This window comes from Mesorhizobium sp. CA6, from assembly GCF_020165035.1.
Classification (GTDB): Bacteria; Pseudomonadota; Alphaproteobacteria; order Rhizobiales; family Rhizobiaceae; genus Mesorhizobium.
The window spans coordinates 53,631-69,615 of record NZ_JAIUHI010000020.1 but is presented as its reverse complement, the minus strand read 5'-3'; the positions used below and the strand labels follow the sequence as shown (position 1 = coordinate 69,615).

Sequence of the window (15,985 nt, the reverse complement as noted above, 5' to 3'; positions counted from 1 at the left end):
CCGCGTGCGTCCGAAGGACGCCGGAGCGGGAGCCGATCCTACAATCTGGTTGCATTTTTTATCCGGATTTTTTGAGGGCCGATTTCGTTGTCCCAGGCGCTGTCCCGCGAGTGGCTGAAGTGTCAGCAGCCGGCAGTACCCGTCATTGACCGCACACCCGTCCCATCTAGATTTACCCTCTCAACCAGGAGCATTCCATGGAACTCTATCGCGGCCGGCTCATCGATCACCTTCACCTGGTGGTGCGCGACATCGAGGCCAGCCGGCGTTTCTACAGCAGCCTATTCGAAGTGCTGGGCATCCCGATCGGCGGTGGCGCTGAGGACCATTTCTGGGCCGACGAGCTGTTCGTCTCGACCCCCGACAGCCGTTCCGCCCAAGGCGTGCTCACCGGCCGTCACCATCTCGCCTTCCAGGCGAAGGACCGCGCCAAGGTCGATGCCTTCTACCAGGCCGGGCTCGCCGCCGGCGGCAAGGACAATGGCGCGCCGGGCGAACGGCGCTACCATCCCGGATACTATGCCTGCTTCCTGCTCGATCCGGACGGCAACAACATCGAGGCGGTGTTTCATGGGCCGGCGAAGCGGAACGCGGATGCGGTGGTGGTGAGTTTCTGAGGCCTATCGGCGCCAGAACGGTTTAGCGAGCTCCTCCCGCACCTCGTCCATGGTCAGACCGATATCGCCGATCAGATATGGCGTATAGCGCGCCTTGAGCGCCAGCTCCTCGCGGAAGCAGGCTCGTTCGTGCCACACGGCTAAAAGGCCCAACACCCCGGGATGACGCGTCAAGCTTTCTCCGGCCGGCGGGTCGCGGAGGTCGAGCTGCACGGCGCCATAAAAATCGGAAATCGTGTTCAATATGGGTTTCATCGTCGGCTCCTCGGAAGAACGGCCCTCATCGAGGGCACGCCGGGAGCCTGAACCGCCACGCTCAGTCGATCCATCGGCTGCATGCAGTGTTTTGGGTCCTGCATTTGTAGTATTTTGCGGGGGGCGGGGCGTTGATAATGTCGCCGTCCGTGGGCAGAGAATCGAGATGAATCACGACGCTGCGTCCATACCGGCCGCGCTTTCAGCGCGCCAGCCTGTGCCGGCCTTGTCCGAGCGCGAGCGTGCGGTGGCGGAAAGGTTCGCGGCTGGCCTGACCTATCGCGAGATCGGCGAGGCGCTGTTCATCGCGCCATCCACCGTGCGCACCCACCTCGCCGCGATCTACGAAAAGCTCGGCGTCCGCAGCAAGGTCGCGCTCGCCATGCATATCAACGCCGTCACAGCCATGCCGACCGTGCCCGACACTTCGCCGGTCCTTGCGATATTTCCCATCGAATGCCTGAGCGCCGACGAGCAATGGCGCCGCTTTGCTCGCGGGCTGTCATCCGACATCACCATCGACCTTGCGCGCTACGCGGATCTGCCGGTCATTGCCTTCCACACCATGAAGGCGCTGGGCAGCAAGCCGGCCGATTTCACTGCCGACGGCAAGGCCCTGGGCGCGGCCTATCTTCTGTCCGGTCAGTTGCGCGCCGACACCCAGCGAGTGCGGCTTACGATGGAGCTGGCCGATGCGCGAACCGGCGTCAGCCTGTGGAGCGAAAGCTTCGACCGGCCCGTCGAGGACATCTTCGCGCTGCAGGACAGCTTGACCGAAAGCGTGATCAACGTGCTTGCCGGCTGTTTCGGAGCGATCGCCACGGTCGGCCGCAATGCAATCCTTCGCAAGCCGCCGGCCAGCCTGCGCGCCTATGACTGCTATCTGCTGGGCGTCGAGCAGCACAACACCTTCAGCCGCAGCGGCAACAGGGAAGCCATCAGGCTGTTTTCACGCGCGCTCGAACTTGACCCGACCCTGGTCAAGGCTTGGACCGAACTTGCCTACGCCTATTCGATCGAGGCATGCAACGGCTTCGGAGACAATCTGAGCGCCTCGATCGCCAAATGGCGCTGGGCGGCCGAGAATGCGCTGCGGCTCGATCCGAGCGATAGCACTGCGCACAACTGCTTCGGCGACCTCATGGGTTGCCTGGGCGATTTGGAGGCAGCTGAAAGGGCGCACCGGCGCGCCTTCGAATGCGGTTCCAATCATGCCGACACGCTGGCGCTGCTTGCCGGCAGCAAGGCGCTGGTCGCCGGCGATCCGGCGGAAGCCATCCCGCTCATCGAGCGCGCCATGCGACTCAACCCGCTTGCCCCGCCCTGGTATTTCGGCATGCAGGGGCGCGTCCTGTTCACGGCCGGCAGGCACCGGGAAGCCATAGCCGCGCTGCGACGGAGCACGCCGGATTCGCCGCACGTGCTGATCTTCCTGATGCTTGCCCACGCAACACTAGGCGAAGGTCGCGAGGCCGCAGCCATCGCGGACCGTCTGCGCACCGAGTTCCCCGGCTTCTCGGTCGAGGGCTTCATCTCTGGCTATCCGGTGAGCAGTCCGGGCGCCGCGCGAGCCATCCGCGAGGCGGCGAAGTTGGTGCCGCTCTGCTAGCCCGGTCACTAGCCCGACGCCAGGTGCCTGGCGTTGGTGCGCTTCTATTCCTTCACCGCGCCCGTCATCGATGAAACATAGTGCTCGACGAAGAAGGAATAGAGCACCACCACCGGCAGCGACCCGATCAGCGCGCCGGCCATGAGCGCGCCCCATTCATAGACGTCGGAGCGAACGAGTTCGGTGAGCACGCCGACCGGCACCGTCTTCTTCTCCGAAGACTGGATGAAGGTCAGCGCATAGATGAACTCATTCCAAGACAAGGTGAAAGCGAAGATGCCGGCCGAGATCAGGCCGGGCACCGACAGCGGCAGCACGATCTTGGTGAGGATCTGCCAGCGGCTTGCGCCGTCGATGAGCGCGCATTCCTCCAACTCGAAGGGGATCGAGCGGAAGTAGCCCATCAGAAGCCAGGTGCAGAACGGGATGAGGAAGGTCGGATAGGTGAGGATCAGCGCGAACGGCGTGTCGTAAAGACCGAGATTGAACACCATCACCGACAGCGGAATGAACAGGATAGAGGGCGGCACGAGATAGGCGAGGAAGACGGCGAGGCCAACCTGCCGTGCCCCCGAAAACCTCAGCCGCTCGATCGCATAGGCGGCAAGCACGGCAGCCGCCAGCGACAGGAAAGTCGCGGCGGTCGAAATGATGATCGTGTTGAGCAACCAACCTGGATAGGAGGTCTCGAAGAGCAGGTAGCGGATGTGCTCCAGCGTGGGATGCACGACCCAGAACGGATTGTAGTTCACATAGTCGGTCATCTCGATATTGGGCTTAACCGCCGTGATCGTCATCCAGTAGAACGGAAACAGGAGGACGATCAGAAACACCAGCAGCGGCAGATAGACCGTCACCACCCGCCGCGGCAGGCTTTGCAGGTAGCCCATGCCGCCTTCGTCGGTGTCCAGGCGCTCGACTTCCTTGGTCGCGGCCATGTCAGTCTCCGCCGCCTTGCTGCCATCTGCGCCGTTGCAGTCCGAAATAGCTGAACAGGATCGCGGCCAGCAGGAAGGGAATCATGGCAACCGCGATTGCCGCGCCTTCGCCCAGTTGGCCGCCCGCAATACCGCGCTGGAAGGACAATGTCGCCATCAGATGCGTGGCGTTCACCGGCCCGCCACGGGTCAGGACATAGATCAGCTGGAAATCGGTGAAGGTGAACAGGACCGAAAATGTCATGGTGATGGCTATGATCGGCGTCAGCAACGGCAGGGTCACGTAGCGGAACAGCTGCCAGCGGCTGGCGCCGTCGAGCGTAGCGGCCTCGTAGAGCGATTGCGGAATGGTCTGCAGACCGGCAAGCAGCGTGATGGCGACAAAGGGAATGCCGCGCCACACATTGGCCGCGATGACCGAGGCGCGCGCATTGGTCGGGTCACCGAGAAAATTGATGCGGTGGTCGATCAGGCCCATCTGCTGCAACGCCCAGGACAGGATCGAAAACTGCGAGTCATAGATCCACCAGAAGGCAATGGCCGAGAGCACCGTCGGCACCACCCAAGGCAGCAGCACGACGGCGCGGAAGAATGACTTAAAGGGCAGCTTCTCGTTGAGGATGAGAGCCAGCCAGAGGCCGAGCACGAATTTTAGGATCGAAGCGCTGACCGTGTAGAGCAGCGTGTTGAACACCGAGAGCCAGAAGACGCTGTCGCTCCACAGATATTCGTAGTTCTCGACGCCGATGAAGATGCCCGGCCGGCCGATGCGCGTGTCGGTGAAGCCGAGCCAGACACCGAGCCCGAGCGGATAGGTGAGAAAGACCAGGAGCAGCGCCGCCGCCGGCAGCATGAAGCCGAAGCCGAGAACGTTCCTGCTCTCGGCGAGCCTCGAACGGATCGACGGGCGCGTCTGAACGGCAACGGACGGCACGGCCATGGCGCGGGCTCCTTCTTATGCGGGTGGAACTGTGGCTGACCGCGCTTGGCTCGAGTAAGCCGCAAAGCGCGGTCATCCTGCTTCAAACTGCGCCAGGATCAGACGCGGTAGTAGCGATTGGCGCGTTTTTCGGCCTCCTCCATCGCTTCCTGCGGCGTCGCCTGGCCCGTCACCGCCTTGGCGAACATGTCCACCAGCACGTAGTCAGCCATTGTCGCAGCGGATGCATAGCCGAGCGGCCCGGCATAGCCGTTGGGGCGCAGCGTCGCCGAGGCTTTCGCGTAGGCTGCATTGTTAGGATCGGCCTTCCAAACCGGGTTGTTGTCGAAGGCTTTCAGCGTTTGGCAGCAATAGCCTGCCGACGAGGTGATCCAGTCGGACATTTGCGGGTCCTCAAACATGAACTGCAGATAGGCTTTGGCGGCATTGGGGTAGGGCGTGTAGTTGAAGATGACGGCCGTGGTCACCTGGAAAAGCTCGACCGATTTGCCGACCGGCCCGATCGGCATGTTGGTCGTGCGGATGTCCTTGGCGATCTCGGCCAGCTTCGGGTCCTTGTCCTTGTTGATCTTTGCTGTGTTGTAGGCCGAGATGCCGTTGGCGATCACGCTCACTTCCCCGGCCAGGAATGCGCGGTTGTTGTTGACGTCGAGCCAGCTTTCGGTGCCGGGGATGAAGGTCTTGTAGAGCTCCTGCGCATACTGGATCGCCTTCAGCGTCTCCGGACTGTTGATCGTTACCTTGCCGGCTTCGTCGACCATCTGGCCGCCGTGGCTCCACAGCAGCCAATGCGCGTAATTGTTGCCGTCGCCGACGCCGTGGCCATGGGTGAAGCCGGCGGGATGGCCTTTCGCCTTCAACGCCTTGCAAAGTTCCAGGAAACTGGCCGTGTCCTTTGGGAATTCGGAGAAGCCTGCCTCCTTGACCCAGCTTTCGCGGTAGACGATGGCGTTGCCGATGGTGGCCAGCGGCAAGCCGATGAACTTGCCCTCGCGCGTCGCATATTGTTTCGGGCCGTCGTACCAGCCGCCATACTTCTTGCCGAGATGATCACCGAGTTCCGTCACATCGAGCAGCTTGTCGGGATACTGGTGCGGGTCGTCGAACCAGACGAACATCAGGTCGGGGCCGGAGCCGACATTGGCGGCGACCGCCGCCTTGGGACGGATGTCTTCCCAGCTTTCCTTGTCGACGCGCACCTCCACGCCCGTCGCCTCGGTGAACCGCTTGGTATTCTTCAGCCACTGGTCCTCGTCGCCCTGCACGAAGGGCGACCAGCGCAGCAGCCTGAGCTTGGCGCCTTCCTCGGGCTTGTAGGTCACGCCTTCCTGGGCGAATGCGCTCGAGCCGACGAAGCGGCTGCCCAGGGCTCCGGCCGCCGCGGCTGCGGTCGTGCGGATTACATCGCGTCTGGTGAACTTCATACTCGTTTCCTCCTGTTGCTCTGCCGTTGCCTGGTTTTATCGCGCCGTCTCGATTCGCTTGCCGGTCTCGCCATGGAACAGGTGGATCGGACCGGGGTCGACCGACAGCCGAATGGTTTCTCCCGGCGCGAAGGAATGGCGCTCGCGGAAATTGGCGACGATGTCCTCCCCGCCGACCGTGCGGCTGATGATCTGCACTTCCGACCCGGTCGGCTCGATCACCGCCACCTTGACTGGAATGCCGTCGTCGGCCAGCCGCAGATGCTCGGGTCGTACTCCGAGCACCATGGCTTCGCCGTTGCCGATGGAGGGAGGCTTCCGCAAAGGCACGGAAATGCCTCCTGCACCCCTGAACGACGGTGGGCCATCATTGGCGAATGCGCCCTTGAGCAGGTTCATGGCGGGCGAGCCGATAAAGCTTGCCACGAACAGGTTGTTTGGCCGGTCGTAGAGCTCGAGCGGCGGTCCGATCTGCTCGACGAGGCCGTCATGCATGACCACGATCTTGTCCGCCATGGTCATGGCCTCGATCTGGTCGTGGGTGACATAGACCGTCGTGGTCTTCAGCCGCTGGTGCAGTTCCTTGATTTCGGCCCGCATCTGCACCCTCAGCTTGGCGTCGAGATTGCTGAGCGGCTCGTCGAACAGGAACACCTGCGGATTGCGCACGATTGCCCGGCCCATGGCGACGCGCTGGCGCTGGCCGCCCGAAAGCTGGCGGGGATAGCGCGACAGAAGCGGCACCAGCCCGAGGATTTCGGCCGCCCGTTTCACCCCGGCATCGCTTTCAGCCTTCGGGACACCCTTGAGCATGAGCGAGAACGCCATGTTCTCGGCAACCGTCATATGCGGATAGAGCGCGTAGTTCTGGAAGACCATGGCGACGTCGCGCTCCTTCGGCGCAACGTCGTTGACGATACGGCTGCCGATCGAGATATGGCCGCGCGAGATTTTTTCCAGGCCTGCAACCATCCTGAGAAGGGTCGATTTTCCGCAGCCTGAGGGCCCCACCAGCGTGACGAACTCGCCGTCGTCTATGTCGACGCTGACGCCATGCAGGATCTGGGTGGCCCCGAACGATTTGTAGACATCGCCAATCGCGACAGACGCCATCGAACTCCTCCCGATGGTCCCTGCGAATCTCGCGGGGAGCCGTTCCAATCAAGGTGTGGCTGAAACGGGTGCCGGCAAGCACCCACCACTGGCGTCGGCGACGTTTGCCCTACTCCCCCGGTCACGCGACTGTGAAACGGTAGCGCTACCACATCCACCTGTAAAGCGGCGGCGCGCCTTGCTTACTACCATCGTTGAAGACAGTTTGAGCGAAGGCTGCGCTGAAGCGAAGTGGATCCAGCCAGTCGCCGGAGGGCGGCCGATTGATCTTCAAACGCCACCGATGGATATTAGGCATCGTTAATGTAATAGATTTCAGCGTGTCCGAGAAAAGCCGAATCCTGCTGATTTACATCGCCAACGGGATTGGTCGTTATCCATCCAGGACGCGCGCATTACTTCCGCCATGGCGCAGGGAGTGGGGCTGTCGCTGCCGCTCTTGCCTTCGTTCTCAGCCTCCGCCCAGAAACGCCGCGATCAGCTTCAGCATGTTGCCGTCCTGCCCGAACTCGATCCTGTCGAAATCGCGGCTGCCCTGGCGCTGCGCCTTCGAGAGTTGGTCGAGATAGGCTGTCAGCTCCGCCCGGACCTTCTTGCAGCCGGGATCGTTCTGGGCTGTGAGGCCGGTGCTGAAGGCGACGATCTTGTCCACCATGTCGATGATGCCGGCGCCATGCACCTTCTCATGCGCGATCAGCCCGGCGGCGAAGGCGTCCCAGCGCGTTTGCAAGGCTGAGCCAAGTTTCCGCGCCGGCTTGGGCAGCGTATAGGTGATGATCAGCTTCGGCCGCGCTGTCCTCAGCACGCAGGCGCCACCTTGCGGCTGGTAGTCGCGCTGCCAGGTCAGCTTGAAGAAAGTGTGCGCGATGACACGCCGTTCGTTGCCGGCCGAATCCTTGCCGATCACCGGGCCTTTCTTGCCGATCGAGAGATAGAGCTGCTCCGCGCTTTCGCCCGAGACGGCATAAGTCTCGATTTTCTCGATAGGTTTCCAATCGGCGAGCGCCGGCGTGGACGAAAGCAGGGCGGCGAGGAGGAGGGCGGGCTTCATGGGCGAGCCATAGCATTGGGCCTCGTTTGGTAGAAGCCGGCCCGCGGATTTTCGGAACCGGCTTCACCGGTCGATCGTTTTCCTGGGCAACCGCCCCATGGGGAAGGACCAGATGACCCGCAACGAGATCATTTCCGTGCTTGGACCGGTCGACGAGGCCGTCATCGCCGATATCGCGCTCACCGGCGCCAGCCTCGAGGAATTGCGCGAGGCCTTCGCCTGGATCGGCGCCGACGAGGCGCTGGTCAATGAAGGCCGCGCCATGCCCGGCGCCCGTGTGGCGAAACTGATCGAGATCCTCGAACCGCCCGAGGATGAGCCCGAGGCGCCGGGCGCGATGGAGTAGGGCGGCTGCCTGTAGGTGCTTCTCCCTACTTGCCCCTCGAACTCCTCCTGTCATAGTTTTTGCCGCTTTGGCGGGAGGAAAGCCATTTGGATACCAATGTCGTCATCGTCGGCGCCGGTCCTGCCGGGCTCGCCGTTGCTGCCTGCCTCAAACAGGCGGGGCAGGACTTCATCATCCTTGAAAGGGCCAATGAGGTGGCGCCCGCCTGGCGGCGGCATTACCGGCGGCTGCACCTGCACACGGTGAAATCCTTCTCGTCGCTGCCCTTCGTGCCGTTCCCGAAAAGCCACCCGCGCTACGTGCCGCGCGAGAAGGTGGTCGCTTATCTCGATGCCTATGCAGGGCGTTTCGGGCTCAGGCCGCGCTTCGGCGTCACCGTCAAATCGGTCAGCCGTGAAGGCGAGCGTCTGCTGGTCCAGACCGATGCCGGGCTGTTCAATGCCCGCAAAGTGGTGGTGGCCACCGGCAACAATGCCGAGCCGATCACACCAAACTTCCCGGGCATCGAAGCCTTCAAGGGCAAGGTGCTGCACAGCGCCGCCTATACCGAGGCCGCGCCTTATGTCGGCAAGGACGTGCTGGTCGTCGGCATGGGCAATACGGGCGCGGAGATCGCGCTCGACCTGGCTGAAAGCGGTGCCAGGCCCACAATCTCGGTGCGGAAGGGCGTCCACATCGTGCCACGCCAGCTGTTCGGCGTGCCGATCCAGATGGTGGGGATCGCCAGTCGGCCGATGCCGCAGGCGCTGAACGACTGGGTGTTCCCAAAGATCCTCGATCTGGCGCTGGGCAGGCTGGAGAGATACGGCATCGTGCGGCCGCGGCAGGGCATCATGCAGGGGATCGAAGCCGGCCGCATTCCGGTGATCGACGTCGGCACGGTGGCGGCGATCAAGGCCGGCCGGATCGGCATCGCACCGGATATCGCAGGCTTCACCCGGGACGGTGTGAAATTCGCCGACGGGGTGGAGAAGAAATTCGACGCGGCTATTTTCGCCACCGGCTACCGCCCGGCCTATGACGGCTTCCTGCCGGCGCAGCTCAGGCCGGACAAGAGCGGCGTGAACGCCCGCGCGACGGAACTCGGCGTTTATCTCATCGGCTTCTACAATCCGGTCACCGGCCTGTTGCGCGAAATCGGCATCGAGGCGCAGGCGGTGGCGAAGGATATTGCGAGACGGTGAGGGTTCACGCGGCCACCATGATAGGCCGAGTTCCGTCACGGCGCAGACCTTTCTGCGTTGATCTGCGCCCCGCCTGAATCGGGTGGCGCCGTCATTCGCCGCATGGCAAGCCAATCCACCAGCGAGGAATGCACTCCATGCTCACGCTCTACGATTATCTCCCGTCGCAAAATGCCTGGAAGGTTCGCGTCCTGCTCGGGCTGCTCAGCATCGCCTACGACACCCGCATCATCTCGATCTTCGAGGGCGAGTGCCGCACCGAGACGTTCCTGAAGCTCAACCCGGCAGGCGCAGTTCCGGTGCTCGGGCTGGACAATGGCGAGGCGATCGCCGAGTCGAACGCGATCCTCGCCTATCTCGCCGAGGGCACACCCTACCTTCCGTCGGACCGCTTTGCCCGCGCCAAGGTGATGCAATGGCTGTTCTTCGAGCAGTACCATATCGAGCCGGTCATCGGCTCGTTGCGCTACTGGACGCTGACCGGTCGGCTGGAGCGTAACCAGGCGATGGTTGCCGGCAAGCGCGAGGCGGGCGTGCGCGCGCTTGGCGCGCTGGAGCGCAGCCTGGCCGACACGCAATTCCTGGTCGGCAACGCGCTCACCATCGCCGACATCGCCGTCTACGCCTACAGCCACCGAGCCGAGGACTGCGGTTTCTCGCTCGCCGACTATCCCGCTGTCGATGCTTGGATGGGACGCGTCAGCGAGACGATCGGCCCGGATTATCCTGTGCATCCTTACAGCATCGATCCGCATTCGCACGCCTGAGCCGCCGGAACACAGCGGCGGACAGGGCGTTTTCCAAAGGCAGCGTGTCGTGCGTCGCCCAATCGGCGCCCGCCTGTTTCGCGTTGCGTTCCAACCAGAGCCATGGAGGTCCGCAATGGTTCGCACCATCCTCGCCGCAATCCTCGCCACCGGCATCATGAGCCTACCGGTCATGGCAGCCGAGCAATACTGGGTCGCCAGAGACGCCGTGTCGAAGCAGTGCGAGATCGTGCCGAAGAAGCCCGACGGCACGCTTGTCGTCGATCTCGGCAAGAAGAAATACGCCAGCGAGGGTGAGGCGAGGAAGGCGATGGAGGCGATGTCGGACTGCAAGAAAAAATAGGGCCGTTGCCCAATCCTCCCGAGGGAGATTAGCCAGCTTCTACCGGTCCACCAGAGACATCGTCCGCTCGTTGTAGCGCGGCCCTGACACCTTGTCGGGCGTCAGTGCCATGTCGAGCCCCAGCATCTCGGTGGCGTCGAGCGCGATATCGGCCGCCGCGACGTTCTCCTCCAGATAGATCCGGCGCTTGGTGCCGGGGATTGGCACGATGTCGATGCCGAAATCCGGGCCCTTGGCGAGCAGCCAAGCGATCGCGATCTGGCCGGGCTTGACGCCCTTCGCCGCGGCGATGTCGCGCACCGTGGCGGCCGCCGCGACATTCAGGTCGAAATTCTCGCCCTGGTAGCGCGGATCGCCGCGGCGGAAATCGCCTTCGGGATACTCCTCCGCGCGCCTGACGTCGCCGGCGAGGAAGCCGCGGCCGAGCGGAGCGAACGGCACCAGGCCGATGCCGAGCTCCTTCAGCGCCGGGATGATCTCGGGCTCGAGGTTGCGCTCCCACAGCGAATACTCGCTCTGCAGCGCCGAGACCGGATGCGCGGCATGCGCGCGGCGGATGTTGGCAATGCCCGCCTCCGACAGGCCGAAGAAGCGCACCTTGCCCTGCGCCACCAGTTCGCCGACCGCGCCCGCGACATCCTCCATCGGCACAGCGGGGTCGACGCGGTGCTGGTAGAGGAGGTCGATGCGGTCGGTGGCAAGTCGCGAGAGCGAAGCGTCGACCACCTCGCGTATATGCTCGGGCCGGCTGTCGAGCCCGGCCTGCTTGCCGTCGGCGATGCGGAAGCCGAACTTCGTCGCGATCGTCACCTGATCGCGCCGGCCTTGCAGCGCGCGTCCAAGCAGCTCCTCATTGGCGAAGGGGCCGTAGACCTCGGCCGTGTCGAGAAAGGTGCAGCCGAGCTCGATCGCCCGGTGGATCGTCGCGATCGACTCCGCCTCGTCGGCCGGGCCATAGGCCTGGCTCATCCCCATGCAGCCGAGGCCGATGGCAGAGACTTCGAGTCCCTGGCTGCCGAGTTTCTGTTTGCCGAGGCTCATGCGTCTTGCTCCGAAGGAAAATCAGCGCTCGCGAATATAGGGGCCTAAGGCGGGACGTCCAGCCGGCACATTCGCTTGATCCGGATCAAAGCTGGGCGGGGCACAGACTCGTATCGTCCATGCGTCTTGGAAAGGACACAAGGCGGGCGGGTGGTTCCGGCTGGTTGCACTCCCTCGGAGCTCTGACGAAACCACCTGGACCGTCTCGAATCTGGCGGAGCGCCGCCTGGCTGTGACGCGATCGGCATTGCCGCCGACGGCCGCCAAAAAAAGCCGATAGTTGTTGTCCCAAGCGTGGCAGCTGCGTCGCAAGCACCACCGCATAGGCAGGCAATGCCCGGCAGCTCAGCAAGGGGTGCTTTCATCAACTTTATAAGCTCTACGCCATCGGCAGCATCCGGCGCATGATCAGCGAGGCGTGACCGCCGACGCCGTGGGCCGCTTCCCGGCGTTCGACCACTTCGAAGCCGTGCTTGCGGTAGAAGGCGATCGCGCGGTCGTTGCCTTCTATCACCTCCAGCGCGATGCTGGGGATGCCGGCATGCGCGGCAAGCACCGCATGCAGAAGGTCGACCGCAAGACCGCTGCCGAAGGCCTGCGGCTCGATGTGGAGCCGCTGCAGCATCACATCGCCTTTTCCGTCCATTGCCGCCATCGCATAACCGGCAATCGAGCCATCGGCGCGCTCGGCGACGAAGGACATCTTGTCCTCGTCGTCGAGCTCGGCCGCGAGCCTTTCCGGCGCGTGCCTTTCGTCGGAGAGCCTGGCCACGGTCTCGTCGCCCATGATCGGCGCATAGGTCCGCCGCCACGATTGGCCGAGCAGCCGCGACACATCGGCCAGGTCGTTTCTCGTCATCGCCCGGATGCGGGTCATGGTCGTCATCCTTGTTGGAGTCTGAAGATAGGGCGAAGCGATGGGTACAGCCAATCTCCCCCTTGCGGGGGAGGTGCCCGGCAGGGCAGAGGGGGCTGTCCCGCCAGCCTATCCGCGCTTGGGATCTCCGCTTTACGCCGCGCTCGGCGCCGGCAATTCTTCGCGGCGGCTTATCTTGCGGCCCAGAATCACAAGCTGGCGCGCGGTGTTGTTGCGCAGGCGGCGCAGCCGCCATTCGAGCCCCGTCTCGATGGTGATGCGCTTGGCGTAGATGCTGGAGCGCATGCTGGCTTTGCCGGTCGCGACCTTCACCGGGTCCTCGTAGGATAATCCGCTTTGTGAGAGGCGCCATTCGATAGCCCGCCGCCGAACCGGTAAAGGTGGCAGCGGGCCATTGGAGCGACGGGCGTGCTGTCCCGCCGAGCAGGAGACACTGCTCGCCACGATCTAAACCGGCTTTGCCAGGGACCGCGACTTACGGATTGGTAAGATCGCTCACGATCATGTTCCCAGGCCGGCCGGTGCCTTGCCGGTTTGCTCGAAAGCAGTTCCCTCTGGGCCAGGTCCGGCGTCACCCGATTTTCCCGCCTCGCGGAATCGACGGGCAAAGATCATCAAGCGCCGCGCGGTGTTGTTGCGCAGGCGGCGCAGCCGCCATTCAAGCCCCGTCTCGGTGGTTATCCGCTTTGCATAGATGCTGGCGCGCATGGCCCTGGCGTCGGCGGCGATCTTGGCAGGATCGTCGTAGAAGGCGCAGATCTTGTCGGCCGCCATGCCGGGCGTCTCGAGCCAGGCGGGGATATGCGTCGAGCTGAGGCAATAGACATCGGTCAGTACCCGGTGGATGCCGTCGCCTTGCGCCGGGCAGGTCGTGGCGAACGCATCGCCGATGAAGACGACACCGTCGCGCCGATGGCCCTGCGTCGTTGTCAGGCCGACCTGCCTCACCTCGACCTCGCTGGCGACGGCGAAGTTGCCGCATCGAGCCGCGATCTCCGGCATCAACTCCAGGAGCATTTTTTGGGGGTCCTCGCGGAACGACCGCACCCACGGATCGGCGACGGTCCGGTAGACGAACATGTTCGCGCGCACCCGCTCGCCGATCCGGAAGATGGTAAGAAAGGCAATGCGATCGGCGATCCGCCTTCCGTAGAAGGTGAGGGACGGCAATCCGAATTCCTGCGGCGTGACCGCGAGATCGAACCCCAACGTCAGCGAATGCGCCTTCGATTCCTCGACGCGCTCGACGCCGATCGCGCGCCGCACCGCCTCGCTATAGCCGGTGGCCACGACCAGCAGCCGGGCATCGATCACGGAGCCGTCGGTGAGCACCAGCCGCTGCCGGTCCGGTCCCGTCGAGACGTCCGCGACCTTGCCGATCGTCAGCGGCACTTGCGGAGGCAGCGCCGCGCGCAGGCCGTTGACCAGCGGCGTGTAGGAAAAGGCGTACTCCCAGCTTTGCTTGCGCTCGAACAGCTGACCGAAGCGGAAGACATGGACGTCTGTCATCGGGGTGACGAGAGACCTGAAAACCGGGCCCAGGCCGAGTTTCTCGAATAGTCCCATCTGCTCCGCCCGGGTTTTCTCGGCCCGGAATTCGTCATGGTGGATACGATGCGGATCGATCAGCGCGATCTTGCGGCCCGCCTTGGCGAGCGACAGCGCCAGCACGGTTCCGGCGAGCCCCGCGCCGACGATCGCCACTTCGACCTCGGCCTGGCCGGCCGGCACGGCGGGTGCTTCGCGGTCCTCTATGATGCTCATTTGTGGTCTCCACGGCCCGCAGGCATGACGTCGCGCCGTTGGATCTGCTTCCAGCGGGGCGCCATTGCCGAACCATCTATGAATTCGAGCCCGCCCGCCTCATTGAGCGTGTGCAGCTTGCGGCCGGCCCAGCCGGCACCGGGGTTGAGGATCGTTTCGACGACCTGACCAAAGCCGCTCTCGTCAAGCTGAGTGACGCGCGCTATGCCGAGCGCGGCGCCATAGCTCCTGCGGCAGTCCTGCACCGGGCGAAGGAGTTGGCCGCCGCGGCTGACCATGCGGCCCGCCGGCCGCGCCGAGGCGATGTCGATCATAACGGGGTTCTTCGGGTGCGGCGTCCACGGCCCGCGGAAATCCGGCGCCGACCACAGATGCAGCTGGTCCGAGAAGGCGCCGCCGCCGTCGCGCACCGTGGCGAACATCCACCAGCGCCCGTCATGCTCGGTGAGCGTGGCGTCGCTGGCGATGATGTCCGACAGAAGCGTCGCTTCCTTGACCCAGCCGCCCGGGAAGGCGGTGGCGCGGTAGAGGTCGACGGTCCGGTTGGCGGAGCTTTCCGGCACCATCCACATCTCGCCCTCGCGCTCGAACACGAAGGGGTAGGAGAGATGGTAGGGCAGCTCCAGAACCGGCTTCGGAGTGCCGACTGGACCGGACGGGCCAAACGCCACTGCCGACAGGATCGCCTTGCCGGTGCGGTGGATGTAGTCCTCGACGAACAGCGTCACCTGGCCGCGGTAAAGCACCGGGAACGGGTCGGCGTAGAAGCGGCTGCCGTCGTCCGGCAAATCGCGCCAGCCGGATTGCGGATGGGCGCGCAGTTCGTAGAGATCCTTGCCGCCGGTCTCGCGCCAGCCGACCCGCCAATGTGGGGCGTTGTAGCACAGATGATAGATCTGCTGGACGATGCGGCGTGCCGTCGCCTTGGCCGCACGCACACCGAGCTTCGTGGCCGACGGCATGGCTGGCGGCGCCGTCTCGGATGGCGGTTCGGGCAACACCGGAAGCGATGAGCGGGCGGCGCCGTTGACCGCCGCGACGATCAGGCTGGCGCTGCGCGCCAGCATGTCCTGGAAGGAAGCCAGCGCGATGCCGTGATATTCGGTGCCGAGCCGTCCCTCGGCGACTGTCGCGCCGTTCTGTTCCAGGCGGGCCAGCGGCGTGCGGCCGGCAAGGATCAGCGCCAGGAGGGTCTGCTCGCCGCAGACGCCGTCATAGGCGAGCCGCCAGACCCGTCTGCCCTGCGGCTCGACATCGCCGATGAGATCGATAGTGAGGTCGGCCGGCGCGGACGCTCTCGCATGGCCGGCCAGTGCCGAAAGCGGCACACGCCTGGCCGTCCCATTGGCGGGCAGGCGATGGATCAGCGTCTCAAGCTGGAACAGCGCTTCGGCTTCGCGCGGCACGCCGCCCGCCGCTGGACGGCCGTCGACCGCAAGCTCCACGCCGGGCAGCAGCGACAACCGCTCGGCCAGCGCCACATGAAAAGCGCGCACGCAATCGCCGTCGAGGCGCAGGGTCAGGCGCATCGCCAGCCCCGGGCACATCCGGTGCCGCCGACCCGGCTGGCCAGATCAAATTCCCGCCGCATGCGCACGATGTCTCCAATTAAGGCTGCACTTAGATTCTACTGCGTTGGTGCAAACTTCGTGCCAGAGCGGCCTCAATTTATGAACATAATTAACAGTGTTTTAATCGTTGCCGGGAATAGCTAGA

17 protein-coding genes are annotated in these 15,985 nt (G+C 64.2%); 6 read left to right on the top strand and 11 right to left on the bottom strand.

Going from position 1 to position 15,985, the window contains the following annotated elements:
- Positions 1 to 197 precede the first annotated feature (197 nt).
- Entirely contained in the window at positions 198 to 617 is a 420-nt protein-coding gene (locus LB526_RS25400; protein WP_224630201.1) for a VOC family protein, read from the top strand.
- A 3-nt stretch (positions 618 to 620) separates the two neighbouring features.
- On the opposite strand, the gene LB526_RS25395 is transcribed toward LB526_RS25400, so the two are convergent.
- The gene (locus LB526_RS25395) at positions 621 to 872 is read right to left on the bottom strand and encodes a DUF1127 domain-containing protein (protein ID WP_224610260.1); all 252 of its coding nucleotides are present in this window, start codon (positions 870 to 872) and stop codon (positions 621 to 623) included.
- Positions 873 to 1,038: 166 nt separating this feature from the next.
- Between LB526_RS25395 and LB526_RS25390 the strand changes: the two genes are divergently transcribed.
- Positions 1,039 to 2,481, top strand: coding sequence for a LuxR C-terminal-related transcriptional regulator (locus LB526_RS25390; protein WP_224630200.1), 1,443 nt, complete (start codon positions 1,039 to 1,041; stop codon positions 2,479 to 2,481).
- A gap of 44 nt (positions 2,482 to 2,525) precedes the next feature.
- On the opposite strand, the gene LB526_RS25385 is transcribed toward LB526_RS25390, so the two are convergent.
- The 5 genes from LB526_RS25385 to LB526_RS25365 form a co-directional block, all read right to left on the bottom strand.
- Positions 2,526 to 3,419, bottom strand: coding sequence for a carbohydrate ABC transporter permease (locus tag LB526_RS25385; RefSeq protein WP_224630199.1), 894 nt, complete (start codon positions 3,417 to 3,419; stop codon positions 2,526 to 2,528).
- Position 3,420: 1 nt separating this feature from the next.
- Entirely contained in the window at positions 3,421 to 4,359 is a 939-nt protein-coding gene (locus tag LB526_RS25380; protein WP_224610256.1) for a carbohydrate ABC transporter permease, read from the bottom strand.
- Positions 4,360 to 4,457: 98 nt separating this feature from the next.
- The gene (locus LB526_RS25375) at positions 4,458 to 5,783 is read right to left on the bottom strand and encodes an ABC transporter substrate-binding protein (protein ID WP_095768332.1); all 1,326 of its coding nucleotides are present in this window, start codon (positions 5,781 to 5,783) and stop codon (positions 4,458 to 4,460) included.
- A 36-nt stretch (positions 5,784 to 5,819) separates the two neighbouring features.
- A complete protein-coding gene (locus LB526_RS25370; RefSeq protein ID WP_224630198.1) occupies positions 5,820 to 6,896 on the bottom strand; it encodes an ABC transporter ATP-binding protein in 1,077 nt (358 codons plus the stop codon).
- Between the two features lie 451 nt (positions 6,897 to 7,347).
- On the bottom strand, positions 7,348 to 7,947 hold the full coding sequence (locus LB526_RS25365) for a DUF922 domain-containing Zn-dependent protease (protein WP_224630197.1): 600 nt from the start codon (positions 7,945 to 7,947) through the stop codon (positions 7,348 to 7,350).
- A 112-nt stretch (positions 7,948 to 8,059) separates the two neighbouring features.
- Between LB526_RS25365 and LB526_RS25360 the strand changes: the two genes are divergently transcribed.
- The 4 genes from LB526_RS25360 to LB526_RS25345 all read left to right on the top strand — a co-directional run bounded on the left by LB526_RS25360 (position 8,060) and on the right by LB526_RS25345 (position 10,587).
- Positions 8,060 to 8,293, top strand: coding sequence for a hypothetical protein (locus LB526_RS25360; protein ID WP_224610248.1), 234 nt, complete (start codon positions 8,060 to 8,062; stop codon positions 8,291 to 8,293).
- An 86-nt stretch (positions 8,294 to 8,379) separates the two neighbouring features.
- Complete coding sequence (locus tag LB526_RS25355; protein WP_224630196.1) at positions 8,380 to 9,477, top strand: flavin-containing monooxygenase; 1,098 nt, start codon at positions 8,380 to 8,382, stop codon at positions 9,475 to 9,477.
- A gap of 137 nt (positions 9,478 to 9,614) precedes the next feature.
- Entirely contained in the window at positions 9,615 to 10,244 is a 630-nt protein-coding gene (locus tag LB526_RS25350) for a glutathione S-transferase family protein (RefSeq protein ID WP_224630195.1), read from the top strand.
- Positions 10,245 to 10,359: 115 nt separating this feature from the next.
- Positions 10,360 to 10,587: a hypothetical protein gene (locus LB526_RS25345; RefSeq protein WP_140631530.1), complete on the top strand. Its 228-nt coding sequence runs from the start codon at positions 10,360 to 10,362 to the stop codon at positions 10,585 to 10,587.
- Positions 10,588 to 10,626: 39 nt separating this feature from the next.
- Here the strand turns inward: LB526_RS25345 and LB526_RS25340 are convergent, their stop codons facing one another.
- The 5 genes from LB526_RS25340 to LB526_RS25320 all read right to left on the bottom strand — a co-directional run bounded on the left by LB526_RS25340 (position 10,627) and on the right by LB526_RS25320 (position 15,798).
- On the bottom strand, positions 10,627 to 11,628 hold the full coding sequence (locus LB526_RS25340; protein ID WP_224630194.1) for an aldo/keto reductase: 1,002 nt from the start codon (positions 11,626 to 11,628) through the stop codon (positions 10,627 to 10,629).
- A 379-nt stretch (positions 11,629 to 12,007) separates the two neighbouring features.
- A complete protein-coding gene (locus LB526_RS25335) occupies positions 12,008 to 12,505 on the bottom strand; it encodes a GNAT family N-acetyltransferase (protein ID WP_095768490.1) in 498 nt (165 codons plus the stop codon).
- Between the two features lie 132 nt (positions 12,506 to 12,637).
- Entirely contained in the window at positions 12,638 to 12,817 is a 180-nt protein-coding gene (locus LB526_RS25330; protein WP_224630193.1) for a hypothetical protein, read from the bottom strand.
- 189 nt (positions 12,818 to 13,006) lie between these two features.
- On the bottom strand, positions 13,007 to 14,269 hold the full coding sequence (locus LB526_RS25325; RefSeq protein ID WP_224630192.1) for an FAD-dependent oxidoreductase: 1,263 nt from the start codon (positions 14,267 to 14,269) through the stop codon (positions 13,007 to 13,009).
- Positions 14,266 to 15,798: a formyl transferase gene (locus LB526_RS25320; protein ID WP_224630191.1), complete on the bottom strand. Its 1,533-nt coding sequence runs from the start codon at positions 15,796 to 15,798 to the stop codon at positions 14,266 to 14,268. Before LB526_RS25320 ends, LB526_RS25325 begins: the two co-directional genes overlap by 4 nt.
- Between the last annotated feature and the right edge of the window lie 187 nt (positions 15,799 to 15,985).

Bases quoted from the DNA above. Each gene is read 5' to 3' on its own strand.
- LB526_RS25365 (WP_224630197.1), bottom strand. From the start codon at position 7,947: ATGAAGCCCGCCCTCCTCCTCGCCGCCCTGCTTTCGTCCACGCCGGCG.
- LB526_RS25345 (WP_140631530.1), top strand. From the start codon at position 10,360: ATGGTTCGCACCATCCTCGCCGCAATCCTCGCCACCGGCATCATGAGC.
- LB526_RS25325 (WP_224630192.1), bottom strand. From the start codon at position 14,269: ATGAGCATCATAGAGGACCGCGAAGCACCCGCCGTGCCGGCCGGCCAG.
- LB526_RS25390 (WP_224630200.1), top strand. From the start codon at position 1,039: ATGAATCACGACGCTGCGTCCATACCGGCCGCGCTTTCAGCGCGCCAG.
- LB526_RS25335 (WP_095768490.1), bottom strand. From the start codon at position 12,505: ATGACCCGCATCCGGGCGATGACGAGAAACGACCTGGCCGATGTGTCG.
- LB526_RS25375 (WP_095768332.1), bottom strand. From the start codon at position 5,783: ATGAAGTTCACCAGACGCGATGTAATCCGCACGACCGCAGCCGCGGCG.
- LB526_RS25340 (WP_224630194.1), bottom strand. From the start codon at position 11,628: ATGAGCCTCGGCAAACAGAAACTCGGCAGCCAGGGACTCGAAGTCTCT.
- LB526_RS25360 (WP_224610248.1), top strand. From the start codon at position 8,060: ATGACCCGCAACGAGATCATTTCCGTGCTTGGACCGGTCGACGAGGCC.
- LB526_RS25385 (WP_224630199.1), bottom strand. From the start codon at position 3,419: ATGGCCGCGACCAAGGAAGTCGAGCGCCTGGACACCGACGAAGGCGGC.
- LB526_RS25400 (WP_224630201.1), top strand. From the start codon at position 198: ATGGAACTCTATCGCGGCCGGCTCATCGATCACCTTCACCTGGTGGTG.
- LB526_RS25370 (WP_224630198.1), bottom strand. From the start codon at position 6,896: ATGGCGTCTGTCGCGATTGGCGATGTCTACAAATCGTTCGGGGCCACC.
- LB526_RS25380 (WP_224610256.1), bottom strand. From the start codon at position 4,359: ATGGCCGTGCCGTCCGTTGCCGTTCAGACGCGCCCGTCGATCCGTTCG.
- LB526_RS25395 (WP_224610260.1), bottom strand. From the start codon at position 872: ATGAAACCCATATTGAACACGATTTCCGATTTTTATGGCGCCGTGCAG.
- LB526_RS25320 (WP_224630191.1), bottom strand. From the start codon at position 15,798: ATGCGCCTGACCCTGCGCCTCGACGGCGATTGCGTGCGCGCTTTTCAT.
- LB526_RS25350 (WP_224630195.1), top strand. From the start codon at position 9,615: ATGCTCACGCTCTACGATTATCTCCCGTCGCAAAATGCCTGGAAGGTT.